Source organism: Enterococcus sp. DIV1059_2 (genome assembly GCF_051713685.1).
GTDB lineage: Bacteria > Bacillota > Bacilli > Lactobacillales > Enterococcaceae > Enterococcus_D > Enterococcus_D casseliflavus.
The window spans coordinates 1-14,849 of sequence record NZ_JBIOQK010000002.1; the positions used below are offsets into that span (position 1 = coordinate 1).

A 14,849-nucleotide genomic window follows, 5' to 3' on the forward strand; every position below is an offset into this window, starting at 1 on the left:
TGCGGCAATGGGGCATTCTAAAGAAATTAATCTTATAAAGCTGATTTATTCCACAGTAATTAAGAAAAATCCTTTAGGCGAAATCTTAAAAGAAATCGGCGAAAAGGAGGATACAGATGAAAAAAACAAATAAGGGAAGCATCTTTTTTGTGGTCTTCCTATCATCAATAATCTTTTTAATTCAGGGTCTAGAAGTCATGTTTCTACCTTCAAACTCAAGTGATATGTTGGGACTTTCGGCACTACCAATCATTATAGGTATCTTTGCTGGAGGTCCGACTATCGGTATCCCTTTGTCAGTGATATGGACTGCTTCAGTAGTTTTCGTCACTCCGGGGATTCACACTCAGACATTTGTTTTATTAGGCGCAAGTCGTTTAATAATGGCGATGACTATTTGGTGGGCATATAGCTTCTTCAAAATCACCAAAGCCTCAAACTATAAATCAATCTTTTATTCCATATTATCGGGAGTCATTGCAAAGAGATTGTACTTCTATTTCTACTACAAACTTACAAACCACACAGAGCTCATTAATTTTCCTTCAGAGCTACTAACAATTTTATTTCAAACATTTTTTTACGGATTCTGCGTCCATGTAGTAATACAAGCGACGATTGAATATAGCCGGTCTATCCGGTGAAAATACATTTATTTAAGGAGGACGACTCATGTCAGCAGTCAAAATTACATCTTCTCATGCAGGTCACGGAGGTACCGACCCAGGTGCCGTTTGGGGCAAGTATGGGGAACATATTATTGCTTCACAAATCAACAAAAAATGGCTAAGTATCACTGGCGGTGTTGATTGTTCTGTAGAGAATTCAACATCTATCAACGATAACTTGGCGAAGATTTCTGCCAAAGTGAATGCTGTATCGAAGTCAGGTAGCAATATCAATATCAGCCATCACTTGAATGCATCTGGTGGTGTCGGAACTGGGACCGAAGTTTGGTATTGGGAAGGCGATGCTGTTTCTAAGGCTTATGCAGCTGCGATTTCTAAAGCAATTGCAAATGCTTTAGGTATTCCTGACCGTGGTGCTAAAGCTACTAATAATTTTTATGTTCATCGCAATACAACTGGTCGCATGTTGTTAATTGAATGGTGCTTTATTGACCGTAAAGGTGACGTAGAATCATTGCTTAAGAACATGGACAAAGCAGTGGTTGCAGCAACTGCAGCTCTTGGCTATAATGCTAAAGCTCCTGCTCCAACAAAAGAACCTACACCTGTGAAAAAACCAGAGGCAAACAGCACTCCTGCAAAAGATTTTTCCAAACAGTACTTCACTGTAAACCCTAAAAAAGTTCGCTTGAAAACAGCCCAAGGGTTGAGAAAGTTAACTGACGTAGAGTTTACTGGTAATTCTACTTACGGTGGCAGTTATAAAGCAGGAACTGTATTCGCAATTACTGGTCTTAAGTATACAAAGGCAGGATGTCCTAGATTAATCACACAGTCAGGACATTTGCTTACTGCGAATAAAGCTGATGTTGAAGAGATTACTGTTGCTCCAGCCAAGAAAACTGGAAGTTACAAAATCAAGAGTGCCATCGGTGCCAACATTCGAAGCGCAGCTTCAAAAAATGCTCCAATCGTTGGTAGTTATCCTCAGGGCGCAACCTTCAATTATGACCAAACAGTAGTAGCTGACGGTTATACGTGGTACTCGTACATAGGTTCTCAAAGTAAAAAACGTGTATATGTCGCAGCTGTCTAATTCGAAAGGGGTATTTAAATATGGATTATGAAGTAATTGCAACAGCAGTAGTTTTTGCAGGGCTTATTGCTCTACTCGGTTTACGTTTTGTCAAAGGTAAAAAGGCAGGGGAGACTACGGGTAATACTGCAATTGATATTTTAACAATTGCGGCTCCTTTAATTGACCAAGCCATTGAGAGCGTGAATGCTGCAAAAGAAGATGGTGTTGTTACAGAAGAAGAAATGATTAAACTTGTTTCTAATCAGTTACATACACTAATGTTAGAAGCTCCATTGACTGATGGAGAAAAAGCTTTAATTACTCCAGCTTTGGTAGAATTTGCTACAAAACAGCTAATGAAACCACTGTTGAACAAGAAATAGAAAAAAGAGAGAGCAGCCTTAATGGTTACTCTCTCTTTTATTTATTCTATTGATTGTATTACATAAACGGAAGGAGGTTTACTCTCCAAAGCCTTCCTAAAAGGGACAAATTCATATACTTCACCTTCGTAATAATATAAATCTCCAAATACGGGAGGTTTACTTGCTGTAGGGAAGGTACCATTGATTAGTGCTTCTGAATATTTGATAGAAGAAAAGTCCCACATTCCTTCGACATCAAGGTTTACTTCTCTTGGAGTGCAAAAATCCGCATCAAGAGAAAACTCGTTATGATATAGTATCAATGCTTCTATCAGTGTGGGCGAGGCCACCCAATCACATTCATTTATTTGGAAGACTTTCATGTCCTCCAGTAATATAATATTTTTTCGGTCTGTAGAATGGACAATCTTCATAGATACACTCCTAAATTTTAAAGAAAATTTTATTGAAAAAATTAAATAGTAATATTCGATTGGAGGGGTCAAAAGACATGTATTGTGGTTCGGTTGAAAATACTTCTGCATTTTTGTTGAATTCGTCTGATGGAGAATAATGATTAAACCATATCTCAAAAGCTCTAGCAAATACTTCTGTTGGTGTGGAATAATACTTCATTCTTGAAGGAGACAATGTCGAACCGTAGGTATTTAGAAGCACTTCTTTGTAGTTCTTAATAATTGGTCTGAAATCTTCTGACAACGAAATTGTGCCTTGCCCATAGTTATAGTCTAGATAATGTCCATATTCATGAATTAAACTGGTAGTATCTCTAACATCAACACAGATACAATTATGATAACTAAAATATATCCCAGTAGCGTTATGTTGACCCAGTTTTCTAAAACGAAGAACTGGGGGATTAGTAGTTCTAGGAAGATGTTTATAAACATCAATCCATTTTTCTTCAAGGTGTTTAAAAGTTAGACCATCTATAGAATTGTCGAGCTCAAGAAAAGTAAATCCGTTTTCGATAAAGCTATTATTATTCATAAGCGCTTGCTTCTCTTTGGAAATATTTCGTTTGGTCATAAATGCTTTTGCGTACTCGCCTTCTGATTCATTTTCATGCTCTTGGTTAAGTCGAAAATTTATTTCGTTCTCGTAAAGAGTTGTTAAGAAGATTCCAAGTGCTTGTTGGAACGGTAAATCAGTATAGTTGTGATATAACTTAGGATTTGAATCCATTTCCAAATAGAGTGCTAACTGTGTTGAGAAATTTGATGGGGCCATCGAATTAAATAGGTCATTTCTAGTTGCTGCTTGGTATATTCTATATATAGCTGAAATTCTTTTTAAAGAAAGTATTCGTATAGTATTAATTTGTCTAATCAAACCATTTAAATTTGTTTTGATTGAAGTTTTAGATATATCAGAATGATAGTTTTCAGCTTTTTTGGGTAATATCTCACCATCAAAGAATGCAAAAGCATTTAAAACCTTTAAAAGAGGTCCGTTGGTTAAATTAAGTTGCTTGTACTCTTCAGTTAAAACAATACAACTAGATTTCAGATTATCTTTTTGATTCAATATAATCTGTTTGTCCTTTATCGGTAAACTGTACAAAGATTCTCTCCAGCTGAAATGTTTCCCATCAATTAACCCAACAGGTAACTGACCAGTACTGAGATTAAAAATTTGCATCGCATGTATCAACTCTTTGGAATCAAGTGTTTCAACATCTTTTTCAATAAATCGGATGAACTTTGCAATGATTATGGTATAGTTATCCTTCCCATAAACGATGTTAATTTTCCTTCGATTCTTTTTATTAAATCTTAACTCTTCAGACATAATTGAGTAAGCCATATTTTGCACTCCTTTTTGACTTTTTACAATCTAATCTAGGAGAATAAAAAAATCAACCCGTATAATTAAGGAAGCCAGATAAAAACTTCTTTAATTCTTCGAATTGATGTTCGTTTTCCTTTTCAATTTGTTTCTTTTTCCCATCGATAACGGAGTAGGGTAATATCCACATTTCATTTTCTGAAAAAGCAGCTCCCTTTAATGTGTCGGAATGTATGACTGAACCTTCAAAACCCATCAAACATAGCTGAACATATGTGCATTGAACCATGAACAAATCGATGTCGCTGCAAAAAACTTGTGTAATTGGTTGATAATTAATACTTTTTTTCAAGTAAGTTTTTCCAATGCTAATTGCTAAACCACCAGTTCCACAAGCCGGGTCGTTGATGGTCTTAACCTCGCCCTCAGAATCGGATGCTATACTTATTTCATTCATTAAATCTGCAACGTTTCCAGGAGTCATAAACTGCCCAAGCCTTGAACTAAATCCGGATAGATTATTGATTAATTCTCCTAAGTAATCATAAGGACAATCCGAAAAAGATTTAATCAATTCGTTAAGGAAATCCGTATACAAGTTAGATATATTTTTAGGAGTAGCTTCTAAAATACTATTTAAACGCAGCAGTCTATTTTTTGTAACTTGTTCAAAACCGGGCAATTTTGTTTCATAATGAGGTGTAATGGTTGAACTAAAAAACAATGCAGAGACCTCTATTGCTTCTCTTAAAATATCTATCTCTCTTTTATGCGTAATTGAAGAAATGTCATTGATAATGTGTAATAGAGCTTTTGTATTTTTTTTAATATTCTTTTCCATTGTATTCCTCCCAAAATAAAAAAGGAAGGGCATAACGCCCCTCCTTAAAATGGTAATAAATCTCTATTAATTAATTCTTCTCTGGCCATTTCTTTGTTAAAAAATCCTAGCAACAAACCACTTTGGTATCCGGATTCTAAAGCATCAAATAAATGTTGCGCAATTTTATAGGCCATTCGCTTATCAGCCTCTTCAAAATACATTAACGATTTATCGTCAAATGTGATGTAACATCCTCCGCCTTCTTTATTTTCATCGATTACCTTTATGCGGTCTGGAGCTAGTTTTGATATATTCGGAATATCATTATTCATTCTGTAATCTCCTTGATTTTCTCTTTCAAATAATTCTTTTTTTCTCTTTGATATAAATACTCTTTTTTGTTCAAGCTATTATCCCACGGCATGGAGTCGGATACAATAACATTTTTGAGTGTATTATTTTTACCTACACCTTTGGGCATCTTTCTTTTTTTATATCTCAAATCCCTTAATGGCTCGTTTAAAAAAGCGTTCATTACTGACTGTGTAGCAGCGTAAGTTATCGTTCGGATAATCATCGGTAATATATTGTATGGCAAAGTTATTCAGCTCCTCACTAAAATAGCCCCCAGATTAAACTGAAGGCTAGAGTATTTTTATGCCAAATACTATTTGACGATTTCCTCAAAACAATAGCAAAGGACTTCATCCCAAAAAAGGCCAGATGACAAACCATTTTTAATTTTACTGATGTTTTTCCTAATTAGGGACTCGACCAACTCGGGTTCCATATCAGGGTATTTATCTTGTCCGGTGGCTATTGCATCTGCAATAGTTAATTGGAAGATAATTTCGTTTCCGTTTTCCATTTTTTCACTTCCCTAAAATTATATAGTAATATCGACCATTAACATAAACTCTAATGACTTCGGAATAATCAGGATTCATATACGAATAAAAAGCTGAAGTAAAATTATCGAAATAAGATTCTTCATTATTGAAAAATAGCTCTCGTATTCTTTTCTTCGCATCCTGATATAATCCAATTGGCTTTGTACTAATACCAAAGAGAGTAAGTTTGTTGCCAATAGATTTTCTTATTGCTCCCACTGTGGTTGCCTTAGAAACATCGACACCATATTCATCTTTAAATTGATTATGGGAGTAGGTAGGGGCTTGACTGAAATGGTCTAAAAGAATTTCTTTCCAACCATGTGTTTTTCTTGGATTGATGTATGTCTTTCCATCATGCGTGATTATAGTAGCTTCACGTATACTTTTTGAAAGGTCCTCGATTGTTAAATTATGTCCATTCATTAAATATCTCCTTCTCAAATCTTATATGAATACTCAATTTAAAAGGGATTGTTAGGCTCTAACTCGCAATTAATTGTATATATTTTCTGGCTTCCTCTTTTGGTAATTCGTCAAAAGAAGAAATCTCAGGAGTAAAACGAAAAAGAACACGACCTTTAAAGCTTGAAAACTTATTTTTTGCGATTTGGGTTTCGAAAATCGGCATTTTCACAATTTCGCCTTGTTCTTCAACTTCCCAATAAACTTGTGCCTGTTCGCCTTTAACGCCGACATCGTTATGGCATAATAATATGGCTTTTGCTTCATATACTGCTTTACCTGAAGATTTGATATCATCAAGTTGTGGGCGTTTAAATACGTTTATTTTTCTAAACTCAGCAGAGCAAATAATGGGAGAATCAAAGCGAGTTGCGAGATTTGTTAGTTCTCCAGCAATATGGTCAATGCGAGCATTCTCTTCTGTATATCCCTTTTTATCGACGGAGATATCATGAAAGTTATCAATAATAGCCACTAATGTGTATTCCTCTGGGAAGTGTGTTTCTAACATATCTTTGTATTCCATCATTGTTTTTTCAATATGCTCAATGGACTGTCCTTCGTTAGCGTCTATCATAGCAAAGTGTGCGACGGAATCTTTAAGCGCTTGTATTCCTTGAGCTCTTTTATCCATCAGTTCTCCGATATGGCTATATTTCTTAGGGAAACGAACAGCATTAATTTTGATACGTTGGTCAATTGCAATGACACGAGGAATCAATTCATTACAACTATCATCTAGAGAAAAATATAAAACGAAGGCTTTTTTAGGATGATTTTCGTCGATAAAGCTATTAGCTTTAGCTACTTTCCAACCAATTTCCGCCAACATACCAGATTTACCGACGTTTGAACCGCCAGCAAATAATGTAACGCCGGTATTTAATCCTTCAAAGGCTTCGTTGTATTGAGGAAATCCCCAATCTAAGCCGCCCATTTCTCCTCGAGCCCAGCTATAGGCATCAACGGCTTCAATAATTTTTTCCATTTTTTTGAACAATGCTGGTTCCCCAATGTCTTCGTTAATTATTGGTGTAGGCGCACTAACGGAAGAGTTCAATTCAAAATAAGGCACTCCCATAGGGTCTACTTCAGCAGTTTGTGTAAAATCAAAACTGTTATCGGCAAAGCTATCTTCAACCAACAGGTCAGAAAGGGTGGTAGACTGATTACCGAAAAAGGTATCATTTGCTGTATTCATCTAGTTTTTCCCCCTTGCATAAAACTTTTGTTAAGAAAATCTGTGTGCTCATGTTTTCTCCTTCTTTAAAACTTATTTTTCCGGTTCATAATTGTCACTCAAAGTTGGAATAAGTTCCTTTATTTTTTCTACTCCGTAATTCCATCCTCTTCGTACAATACTATTTACTGTAGCTTTGATTTCACTTTTACGAATAGGGTCTGGTCCAGATAGAGCAGGGGCAGCCCATTTAGTAATTTCCTCAATTATTTGGTCAACAGAATATCCCTGATTATTGAAGAACGATGCAAGAACAGCCATGGAGTTGTTCCTATAGCCAGATACAGGGCCCAAGTCTAACAGTTCTTGAATATGTGACGGGGTGTAGTCAAGAGGTTTTCTAACACCGGAGTAAACAATAGACTTTGCAGCAACTACTTCTTTAAACTTCTCTAGATAAATTTTCTCAGCTTGTTTTACTAGGTAGGGCTTTGGATATTTAAACTTGAAGTTATTTGTTGCCTGCTCTCTGATTTCTTCCTCGGTAAAGTCTCTGAGCTGCTCATAAGTTAAAGGTATCTTATGGAGCCCAGTACCTTCGTGTATGCTGTTTTCCATTCTTAAGACACGTCTTCTTTCATAAACAGACATATCAAGACTTCCGTAAGCACAAAATTCTCTTAAATCCTTGGCCATCATTCGAAATACTTCATCAAGATTGTAGTCAGGTTTGAATCCAAAATATTGCCAAGGAATAATTACGTGGAATCCCTTTTTCCCAGAAAAGTAGATACGAAAAGCTTCAATAGGAAGGTTATATCTGTAGTTTTGGCTCATTAGATAGATAGCTTGTAGAGCATCTTTACGTGCGAGTTCAATATTTTCCTCATTATCAAAATCCATATAAAAGTTGCCCATTACTTGAGATTCGTAAACCGTTTCGTTATCTGTAACTTGGCGTTGATAAGCAAAAGCGGAACGATAAATCCCAGAGTTTTCGTAAAACTTTCTAAATTCGAAACTATCGTTTTCTTGTAGAAAATAGTTTCTAGTGAACCAAGTTTTTCCTCCCGGTGTTGCCTGCTTGTGTCCATATTCATAGACGACAAAGTCGCTTAAAGGAGCTGGTTGGTTCTTATCATTTTCATTTGTATCAGTGACAGTAGCGGCCACTTCTAGGGATGATTCCATAAATATCAGACTCCTTTAGCATTTGTATTCTTTGATAATAAAGACGCTTGGCTTCTTCTATATAAGTGTCTTCTTCTAAAAACCTAGGGGCTTTCGGGAAATAATTGCGGCCATTATCATTTGGTGTGCATGCAGCTTCAATCATATAGAGGAGCATATCTAGACCGTAAATAGGAAGCATAGAATGGAATTGAGTTCTGAATCCTTTTAGATTCGGATGTGAATTATTTGTTTTGACAATGAACCATTGTATTAAATCGGTCATAGTAAATCTAGGTTTTAACTCTAGATAAAAGGGTTCACTCTCAACTTCTACTATTTCGTGGTTCTCCTTCATGACATATCTAGTCTTTGCTCCGGAGACTTGTAAGAGGGGGTGGTAATAGAACTTTCCAAAGTAAAGTAAATCTTCCTCTGGGTCAAAATCAGGTACCCCATGTTTAAATGGGATACGCAATTCTGTGAGAACGTCTGAAGGGGAGTAGACAAGTTTTTGTATATCAGGTAAACTCATTGCTTTTTTAAAAGCAGAAAGTAAATCATCAACTTTCGTATCTCCAGACAATAGAAAGGTGACATCTTTTCGTAATGCCAATAAATAATCATCAGTGACATCAAACCTGCCATCTTTCTTCTTTTCGATTTTTTTTATGTCTTTTAGAAACATTTCGCTGACATAAAATACATCATTGGTATCAACTTTAGACATGGGGTATTCCTCCTGGTTTTTATCCTAAAATTTTCATTATTTCCACAATGACTAACTCAACATTCTCACTAGATAAATCACTGTAGCCAGCAAATTCGTTGTTCAGAGCCATTTGAATATATGGAACTAAATCGTTAATTGTTACTAGTCCTGCTTCTTTCATTACTTCTTTTAATGCCATGTACTCATCGTTAGTAATTTTTAGATTTGCAGGAGCGGGATGCGGCTGTGGCTGCTGTTCTGTGGTTCCTTGCTCTGATGGTGCATGATTAGGAGTCTGATTGTTTACGGGCTCCTGAGAAGCATTTTGCAGCTGTTCAGGGGTATTGATTGGCTCATTTACATTAGGTTGTGGAGCAGTCGACCATGATTCAGTCAAGTTTCCTTGCTGTGGCTGAATTTGTTGTTGATTCGGTTGTTGCTGTGTTGAATTACTTTGTGAAGCAACGTTCTGTTGTGGGCTTTGTTGTCTTTCTTGAGCAGCATTGCGAGCTTTTTGCTTGGCTATATTCGCTGACTGCTCTCTAGAATCCATGATTGAAGCGATGATGTGTTCATCATATTCTGGTCCAAAGGTGTCATGAGCAGTAAAGGAGAAGCCGGCATACGCACGTTTGTATTTATTAGACACATCCAAACCAACTCCAAACATAGATGCACATTTTTTTAAAGCGTCAGTAGATGCACTCTTAAAAGTAGATTGCTGAAGGTCTGTACTACCATTAATTGATGCAGAACCCCATTGTTCCCTAACCCCCAATCCAGGTATAGTCAATCGGCCCAAGCTTTGTACATGAGCATTTTGCTGAATTGGTTCGCCACCGTCTCTTGGTTTTAATGCTTGTCCAGGGATGATTTCAGTTCGGATAATTTGAAAGCTCCAGCTATAGGCAAAATATTTGTTTAACATGTAAATAATCGCATCACCTGAAAGGTACGGATAGTCGGCATCTTTAGAGTTTGATTTTTTAAAATCAACAATTTCTTGCGGAGTCCCAGCTTGAATCTGACTAATTGCATGGAAAAACGAATATTTTTTTTCCTGATTAAATACATCTAGAGCAATAGTGCTCTCTTTGGTTTGTTCATCTAACATTTTTTTTCTTCCTTTCAATCTTTCATTTTTATCCGAGACTAGGGAGTATCCCCTCTGCTCTCATGTATTGATTAATTTTCTTCAATCGATAAGTAAAGACCTAAAATATAAATTTAGCGGGTTGACTTTTCTGTAAAAAATCCTTGTTATATGCGTATAGAAAAAAAGTGCATACTGACACAAGAAAGGATGTGTGCCCATTTGATTTCAGTATATTAATCAAATGATTCCAAAATGAACGATGATTATTTCAATGAAGACAATGAAATGGAAAACCTATGGTTAATTTGTCTGAATTGTGAATATGAAATGTCTATGGATGATTGCTTTTTTGATTACAGTGAAGACAATTTGTCAGACGAAGCTGTCGAGTGTCCTGTCTGTAAATCAAAACAAATGAGAATGGAACGCTCTTTCGAAGAGTAAATGTACAAAAGGGAGATAGATATGAATGTCAGGCGTTGCAAATGATTTAACATTTTCAGTCGATGAAATCTTTGTGTATATGGACTGCCCAATGAAACACCATTTACAGTATCAAGCAAAGTTAAAGGGCTCAAATAAACTCGTGATGTCATCGAAACCTGAAATATATAACGAGTGCATTCAAAAAACAATCTTTTACTTTTATACCCTTTTACAAAAAGGGAGTACGCCAACTTTAAAACAATTGTATTCAAAATATCTTTCGTTATGGAACGAAGCTAACGGAACGGAAGAAAAAGACATTTTCAATCGTGACCCTAAAGAAGCGGCACAAAGAGCAAAGGCGGAAAAAGAGCAATACGTCCATAGAGGATATGAGACTCTTCAAAAGTTTTATGCTTCTAATGCAGGCATCGAACAAGCAATACTAGCGGTTAATCATCCTTATGAAATCATTATTGATGGGGTATGTATAAAGGGTACTTTTGGATTAATTCGAGAAGTCCTTTCTCCAGATAAAGAGCGACGCTTAGTCGAAATCGTAGATTTTAATATGTCGAAGAAAAAACCAAATGAATTCTTCTTAAATCACGACTTATATTCCACATTCATGCACTATGCTTTTGTAAAAACATTCAAAGAATATCCGGACCAATTTACAGCACATTACGTAAATCAGTCCTTACAAATACCTTTGGTTAGAACGTCTAAGGAGTATAAACGAATGCTCAGAGTTGTTGAGTCATTTGTTAAAGGAATCCAAACGATAAAGCCTTATCCTAGACAAAGTTTTATGTGTCAAACATGTCCATTCTTATCTGAATGCGACAATATTAATTTTGAATAAAAGGAGAAATCACATGTCAGAAACTAAAGAAAAAATCGCAGTAGAATCGGGTATCGTTTTAAGAATGGACGAAGGTGGTCTTCCAATGATTAGTTTAATTGGAGAAGTGCCATTGACCCACCTTACATCTTACGCCAGATTGCTGAGTATGACAGAACAGCAGGCTTGGGAAAATGCTTTAGCACCCAAACCATTAGTCGAGCAACCTTAATGAGAACCTCAAAATTTAAACCAACTGAGTTCGGAGACATTTCTTGGATTAAGGAGGTTCCGAGGAACAAACTTATTGAGTCAAAGGAAACGGGTGATATAAATGCTTAAAATTAAAACCAAAAAAGGTATCCTGGTCGGGGAAATAAACGATTACGGTGACGTAACATGGATTAAGGAAACCAAAGAAACAGCACATAATAGTAAACAAGAATCAGTTACGGATAACTCGAAAGAGGATATTGTCGTAACTGCTGAATAAAGGAGAATACATATGTTATCAGAGGTAGAGGTTAATAAATCAGAAGTGTCACTATCACGAGAAATGGAAAATGCAGTATTAGATGAACAGGCAATTCCGATGTTTATTTCGGAGCAAACAGTTCAAAACTTAACCATTCGGACGATTTTAATTCCGGCAAATGGAGTAGATATCATTTTAGCTACAAATGAACTATCAGATGAGTTTAAAAAAGAAATAGTAAATCAACTAGTTGACTCGAATCCACAGCGTTATCATGCCTTATCCGAAAAAGAGGCCCATCATCAAATTTACTTACGTTTGCTTCAAGAAACAGTGGCATATTATCTTCGTGATAATGGCTATGTTGAAGGTTGTAAGCAGTATAGTTCAGGTATTAAAGAGGATGGTTCAGTAAGTTTCGAAGCTTATTACTTCGAAGAAACCGAAGAATCAGCCAAAATCAACAAACAAATTTCTGAACATATTAAAAAACAACAAAAAAAGAAACGACCAGTAGAGTCGATGGATGACCTTAAAAAGCTTAAACGACGTAGAGCACGTCTTAAAAAAGCAATGGCTCAAGCGCAGGAGGAAGCATGATGGATATAAAAACAAGTGATTTAGCTGACTTTGCAGCTCGTCTAAAACAATCGGTAGCAGCCACTGAAATTGAGCAATCGAAAACAATTGATTTTAACCAATCTATCGAATCTGTTGTAAAAAGTGATGAAAGCAAGCTTGGAGATATCAAAGAGAATTATTTTACTGAGCTTTCTATGAAAGGTATCGAAGATAATGAATATGGTGAAGTTGTAGAGAATATTGTTAATTTATTTCATAAAAATGCGAATGATGAATACACCGAAGATGAAGAGCTTGTTCCAGAAGAATATTCTGAAGAAGATGAGCTATTCAATTTGGAAGTAGTTGATGAAACTGAGGAAGAAGATTCGTTAGTAATCACTATTGATGAGGCATCTGGAAAGATGACTTATAATGAAACTCCTAAGAAAAATCAGCTCACTGGAGAACACTTAATTAGCTCAGGGTATTTAGAAGATAAACTAATTAGAGAAATTCTCAATATTCGAATGAGTGAGTTAACAACTGCGCAAGAAGAGCTCTCTGAATCAATTGCAGAATCATCCAAAGTATTCTTGGGAGCTGAAGAAAGTATTGTTGCGACTCTGAATAAAGTGATTGCAGATGAACGTAGTAGTATCTATCAAGCAAGAAAACAAGAAGTAATTAACGTAGCAGAATTAGACGAAAAACTACAAACATTTGTCAAAGGAAAGTTATCAAAAGTAGCATATACCCTTTGCGAATTAATTGATTAAAAGCTTAAATATCCTAGCCTCAGAGAAACCCATTCTCTGGGGCTTTTTTTGAAACTAAATGAAAATGATTTGCTCTCTTTACTCTAACTTTTCTAATGGTTATTTTCTCAATGAAAGAGGTGAAGCTTATTTTATTTCTAGGAATTGACCCATCAACCACGAACACAGGTTTAGCTGTAGTTGATGAAAATAAAACAGTATATTATGTTGGTGATTTAAAGGGCAAGGCAGATAGCCCCGACTTCTTCTATGATTTATATGCCCAAATTGAAACTATACTAATGAATTTTGACATCACTGCAATGGCTGTTGAAGACCAATTTATGTCAAATAATGCAGATACACTTAAGAAACTGGCTCGTGTATCTGGTATCGTATTGACCTTAGCTGGAAAGTTCAACTTGCCTTGTTATCTACAAATTCCTGCTGCATGGAGAAAATACTGGGTAAAAGAATCAGGCATATTACCTTATGACCCAAAAGATTCTTACAAAAAGAAAAATGCTTATTCTAAGTTTGAATGTTTCTATGTCCTTCAGTTGTATTTTCAAGACTATCTTTCTAACTTTAAAAAACATAATGATATTGCTGATGCCCTCGGAATCGCCTGGTCATGTAGTCAAATATTTTTAGAAGGTGGATTACATACCAAAGAAAAGAAGAAAAGGGCAAAGAAAAAAACAAACAAGAAAAAGGCAACTAAAGAAAAAAGTTGATTTAAGAAGGGTGATGACTCATGTGTCAGACAATCGACAGTTTGGTCCTGCAGGCAAAAAACGGAGATAGCGAAGCATTAGAAAAGGTACTTGTAGAATACGGCTATAGATACGAAAAACGGTTAGGAAAATTCTTAGGGAATTATTACTCGTTATTGGTTTATGGAAAATTGGATTTAAAAGATAAGCCTACCCGTAGACTGTTCCAATTATTTGCTACAGACAACGAAGTGATTGAACGCTTGAAATATAATCTAATGAATGAGAGCATTTACGATAGCATCTATGCTTTTACAGATTACCTGCAACATGAAATGATGAATAAACTAGACAGGCGCCAAATCAAAGACGATTTAGTTCTGATGTTCATTGAGAAAGTACATAGTTATAAGAAGAAATCAGTAAGAGTTAATTTTGATACTTATATATCTAATTCATTTCATAACGACGTGTTCACTTACATACAGAAAACATTATTTTCAGAAGATATTTTAGGGGTTGAAAATGACCGTCTTACAGATTTAATAGAAAACATTGCTATTGAAGATGACTTTACAGTTTTTGAAGACCAATACTATAAAGATATGCTGAATGATGATACCTTAACAATCAGATGGACGAATGGTCACTGTCATGAAGCATTTAAAGCATTGTCTGTATTTGATAGGAACATCTTGAAGATGCATTATTGGGACAAGCTCAGTGATGGTACAATAGCAGATATGATGTGCTTACATATAAATACCATATACACTAGAAGACGAAAATCTGTAGATTTAGTTCAAGCAGAGTTAGCGTATCTCTTAAAAGAAAGTTATGTATAGTAAAAAA

The 14,849-nt window shown here is 35.7% G+C and carries 21 protein-coding genes; 10 read left to right on the plus strand and 11 right to left on the minus strand.

All coding sequences use genetic code 11. The features are described from left to right. Positions 1–116: 116 nt before the first annotated feature. Genes IGI72_RS18060 through IGI72_RS18070 form a run of 3 tightly spaced genes read left to right on the plus strand, consistent with a single transcriptional unit; the run spans position 117 to position 2,090 of the window. Entirely contained in the window at positions 117–644 is a 528-nt protein-coding gene (locus IGI72_RS18060) for a hypothetical protein (RefSeq protein ID WP_438755153.1), read from the plus strand. A gap of 28 nt (positions 645–672) precedes the next feature. Beyond that, the gene (locus tag IGI72_RS18065; protein WP_086373399.1) at positions 673–1,725 is read left to right on the plus strand and encodes an N-acetylmuramoyl-L-alanine amidase; all 1,053 of its coding nucleotides are present in this window, start codon (positions 673–675) and stop codon (positions 1,723–1,725) included. A 20-nt stretch (positions 1,726–1,745) separates the two neighbouring features. Next, positions 1,746–2,090, plus strand: a complete 345-nt coding sequence (locus IGI72_RS18070; protein WP_086373398.1) for a hypothetical protein — start codon at positions 1,746–1,748, stop codon at positions 2,088–2,090. A 41-nt stretch (positions 2,091–2,131) separates the two neighbouring features. Here the strand turns inward: IGI72_RS18070 and IGI72_RS18075 are convergent, their stop codons facing one another. The 11 genes from IGI72_RS18075 to IGI72_RS18125 all read right to left on the minus strand — a co-directional run bounded on the left by IGI72_RS18075 (position 2,132) and on the right by IGI72_RS18125 (position 10,235). Further along, entirely contained in the window at positions 2,132–2,506 is a 375-nt protein-coding gene (locus tag IGI72_RS18075) for a hypothetical protein (RefSeq protein ID WP_438755156.1), read from the minus strand. A 10-nt stretch (positions 2,507–2,516) separates the two neighbouring features. Further along, complete coding sequence (locus tag IGI72_RS18080; RefSeq protein WP_438755158.1) at positions 2,517–3,899, minus strand: hypothetical protein; 1,383 nt, start codon at positions 3,897–3,899, stop codon at positions 2,517–2,519. A gap of 52 nt (positions 3,900–3,951) precedes the next feature. Continuing rightward, on the minus strand, positions 3,952–4,722 hold the full coding sequence (locus IGI72_RS18085; protein WP_438755160.1) for an N-6 DNA methylase: 771 nt from the start codon (positions 4,720–4,722) through the stop codon (positions 3,952–3,954). Positions 4,723–4,766: 44 nt separating this feature from the next. After that, a complete protein-coding gene (locus tag IGI72_RS18090; protein ID WP_438755161.1) occupies positions 4,767–5,036 on the minus strand; it encodes a hypothetical protein in 270 nt (89 codons plus the stop codon). After that, a complete protein-coding gene (locus IGI72_RS18095) occupies positions 5,033–5,302 on the minus strand; it encodes a hypothetical protein (RefSeq protein WP_438755163.1) in 270 nt (89 codons plus the stop codon). Before IGI72_RS18095 ends, IGI72_RS18090 begins: the two co-directional genes overlap by 4 nt. A 69-nt stretch (positions 5,303–5,371) precedes the next feature. Then, positions 5,372–5,572: a hypothetical protein gene (locus IGI72_RS18100; RefSeq protein WP_438755165.1), complete on the minus strand. Its 201-nt coding sequence runs from the start codon at positions 5,570–5,572 to the stop codon at positions 5,372–5,374. Between the two features lie 4 nt (positions 5,573–5,576). Beyond that, positions 5,577–6,020 carry a hypothetical protein gene (locus tag IGI72_RS18105; RefSeq protein WP_438755167.1) on the minus strand — a complete coding sequence of 148 codons (444 nt, stop codon included), beginning with the start codon at positions 6,018–6,020 and terminating at the stop codon, positions 5,577–5,579. A 58-nt stretch (positions 6,021–6,078) separates the two neighbouring features. Then, a complete protein-coding gene (locus IGI72_RS18110) occupies positions 6,079–7,260 on the minus strand; it encodes a DnaB-like helicase C-terminal domain-containing protein (protein ID WP_086373389.1) in 1,182 nt (393 codons plus the stop codon). Positions 7,261–7,332: 72 nt separating this feature from the next. Beyond that, positions 7,333–8,430: a primase C-terminal domain-containing protein gene (locus IGI72_RS18115; protein ID WP_086373388.1), complete on the minus strand. Its 1,098-nt coding sequence runs from the start codon at positions 8,428–8,430 to the stop codon at positions 7,333–7,335. Then, positions 8,393–9,139, minus strand: a complete 747-nt coding sequence (locus tag IGI72_RS18120) for a hypothetical protein (protein WP_438755168.1) — start codon at positions 9,137–9,139, stop codon at positions 8,393–8,395. Before IGI72_RS18120 ends, IGI72_RS18115 begins: the two co-directional genes overlap by 38 nt. A 19-nt stretch (positions 9,140–9,158) precedes the next feature. Beyond that, the gene (locus IGI72_RS18125; RefSeq protein WP_438755170.1) at positions 9,159–10,235 is read right to left on the minus strand and encodes a Rad52/Rad22 family DNA repair protein; all 1,077 of its coding nucleotides are present in this window, start codon (positions 10,233–10,235) and stop codon (positions 9,159–9,161) included. A 451-nt stretch (positions 10,236–10,686) separates the two neighbouring features. On the opposite strand from IGI72_RS18125, the gene IGI72_RS18130 reads away from it, so the two are divergent. The 7 genes from IGI72_RS18130 to IGI72_RS18160 all read left to right on the plus strand — a co-directional run bounded on the left by IGI72_RS18130 (position 10,687) and on the right by IGI72_RS18160 (position 14,842). Beyond that, complete coding sequence (locus tag IGI72_RS18130) at positions 10,687–11,508, plus strand: PD-(D/E)XK nuclease family protein (protein WP_086373385.1); 822 nt, start codon at positions 10,687–10,689, stop codon at positions 11,506–11,508. A gap of 13 nt (positions 11,509–11,521) precedes the next feature. After that, a complete protein-coding gene (locus IGI72_RS18135) occupies positions 11,522–11,719 on the plus strand; it encodes a hypothetical protein (protein WP_086373384.1) in 198 nt (65 codons plus the stop codon). 102 nt (positions 11,720–11,821) lie between these two features. After that, complete coding sequence (locus IGI72_RS18140; protein ID WP_438755172.1) at positions 11,822–11,980, plus strand: hypothetical protein; 159 nt, start codon at positions 11,822–11,824, stop codon at positions 11,978–11,980. Positions 11,981–11,992: 12 nt separating this feature from the next. Then, positions 11,993–12,562: a hypothetical protein gene (locus tag IGI72_RS18145; protein ID WP_086373383.1), complete on the plus strand. Its 570-nt coding sequence runs from the start codon at positions 11,993–11,995 to the stop codon at positions 12,560–12,562. Beyond that, on the plus strand, positions 12,562–13,302 hold the full coding sequence (locus tag IGI72_RS18150) for a hypothetical protein (protein ID WP_438755174.1): 741 nt from the start codon (positions 12,562–12,564) through the stop codon (positions 13,300–13,302). The genes IGI72_RS18145 and IGI72_RS18150 overlap by 1 nt, the downstream gene beginning before the upstream one ends. A 110-nt stretch (positions 13,303–13,412) precedes the next feature. Then, a complete protein-coding gene (locus IGI72_RS18155; protein WP_438755175.1) occupies positions 13,413–14,018 on the plus strand; it encodes a crossover junction endodeoxyribonuclease RuvC in 606 nt (201 codons plus the stop codon). A gap of 20 nt (positions 14,019–14,038) precedes the next feature. Then, positions 14,039–14,842, plus strand: coding sequence for a hypothetical protein (locus IGI72_RS18160; RefSeq protein ID WP_438755177.1), 804 nt, complete (start codon positions 14,039–14,041; stop codon positions 14,840–14,842). Positions 14,843–14,849: the final 7 nt, after the last annotated feature.

Bases quoted from the DNA above. Each gene is read 5' to 3' on its own strand.
- IGI72_RS18070 (WP_086373398.1), top strand. From the start codon at position 1,746: ATGGATTATGAAGTAATTGCAACAGCAGTAGTTTTTGCAGGGCTTATT.
- IGI72_RS18125 (WP_438755170.1), bottom strand. From the start codon at position 10,235: ATGTTAGATGAACAAACCAAAGAGAGCACTATTGCTCTAGATGTATTT.
- IGI72_RS18090 (WP_438755161.1), bottom strand. From the start codon at position 5,036: ATGAATAATGATATTCCGAATATATCAAAACTAGCTCCAGACCGCATA.
- IGI72_RS18065 (WP_086373399.1), top strand. From the start codon at position 673: ATGTCAGCAGTCAAAATTACATCTTCTCATGCAGGTCACGGAGGTACC.
- IGI72_RS18100 (WP_438755165.1), bottom strand. From the start codon at position 5,572: ATGGAAAACGGAAACGAAATTATCTTCCAATTAACTATTGCAGATGCA.
- IGI72_RS18120 (WP_438755168.1), bottom strand. From the start codon at position 9,139: ATGTCTAAAGTTGATACCAATGATGTATTTTATGTCAGCGAAATGTTT.
- IGI72_RS18150 (WP_438755174.1), top strand. From the start codon at position 12,562: ATGGATATAAAAACAAGTGATTTAGCTGACTTTGCAGCTCGTCTAAAA.
- IGI72_RS18080 (WP_438755158.1), bottom strand. From the start codon at position 3,899: ATGGCTTACTCAATTATGTCTGAAGAGTTAAGATTTAATAAAAAGAAT.
- IGI72_RS18140 (WP_438755172.1), top strand. From the start codon at position 11,822: ATGCTTAAAATTAAAACCAAAAAAGGTATCCTGGTCGGGGAAATAAAC.
- IGI72_RS18110 (WP_086373389.1), bottom strand. From the start codon at position 7,260: ATGAATACAGCAAATGATACCTTTTTCGGTAATCAGTCTACCACCCTT.
- IGI72_RS18155 (WP_438755175.1), top strand. From the start codon at position 13,413: ATGAAAGAGGTGAAGCTTATTTTATTTCTAGGAATTGACCCATCAACC.
- IGI72_RS18075 (WP_438755156.1), bottom strand. From the start codon at position 2,506: ATGAAGATTGTCCATTCTACAGACCGAAAAAATATTATATTACTGGAG.
- IGI72_RS18160 (WP_438755177.1), top strand. From the start codon at position 14,039: ATGTGTCAGACAATCGACAGTTTGGTCCTGCAGGCAAAAAACGGAGAT.
- IGI72_RS18060 (WP_438755153.1), top strand. From the start codon at position 117: ATGAAAAAAACAAATAAGGGAAGCATCTTTTTTGTGGTCTTCCTATCA.
- IGI72_RS18145 (WP_086373383.1), top strand. From the start codon at position 11,993: ATGTTATCAGAGGTAGAGGTTAATAAATCAGAAGTGTCACTATCACGA.
- IGI72_RS18130 (WP_086373385.1), top strand. From the start codon at position 10,687: ATGTCAGGCGTTGCAAATGATTTAACATTTTCAGTCGATGAAATCTTT.
- IGI72_RS18135 (WP_086373384.1), top strand. From the start codon at position 11,522: ATGTCAGAAACTAAAGAAAAAATCGCAGTAGAATCGGGTATCGTTTTA.
- IGI72_RS18105 (WP_438755167.1), bottom strand. From the start codon at position 6,020: ATGAATGGACATAATTTAACAATCGAGGACCTTTCAAAAAGTATACGT.
- IGI72_RS18115 (WP_086373388.1), bottom strand. From the start codon at position 8,430: ATGGAATCATCCCTAGAAGTGGCCGCTACTGTCACTGATACAAATGAA.
- IGI72_RS18085 (WP_438755160.1), bottom strand. From the start codon at position 4,722: ATGGAAAAGAATATTAAAAAAAATACAAAAGCTCTATTACACATTATC.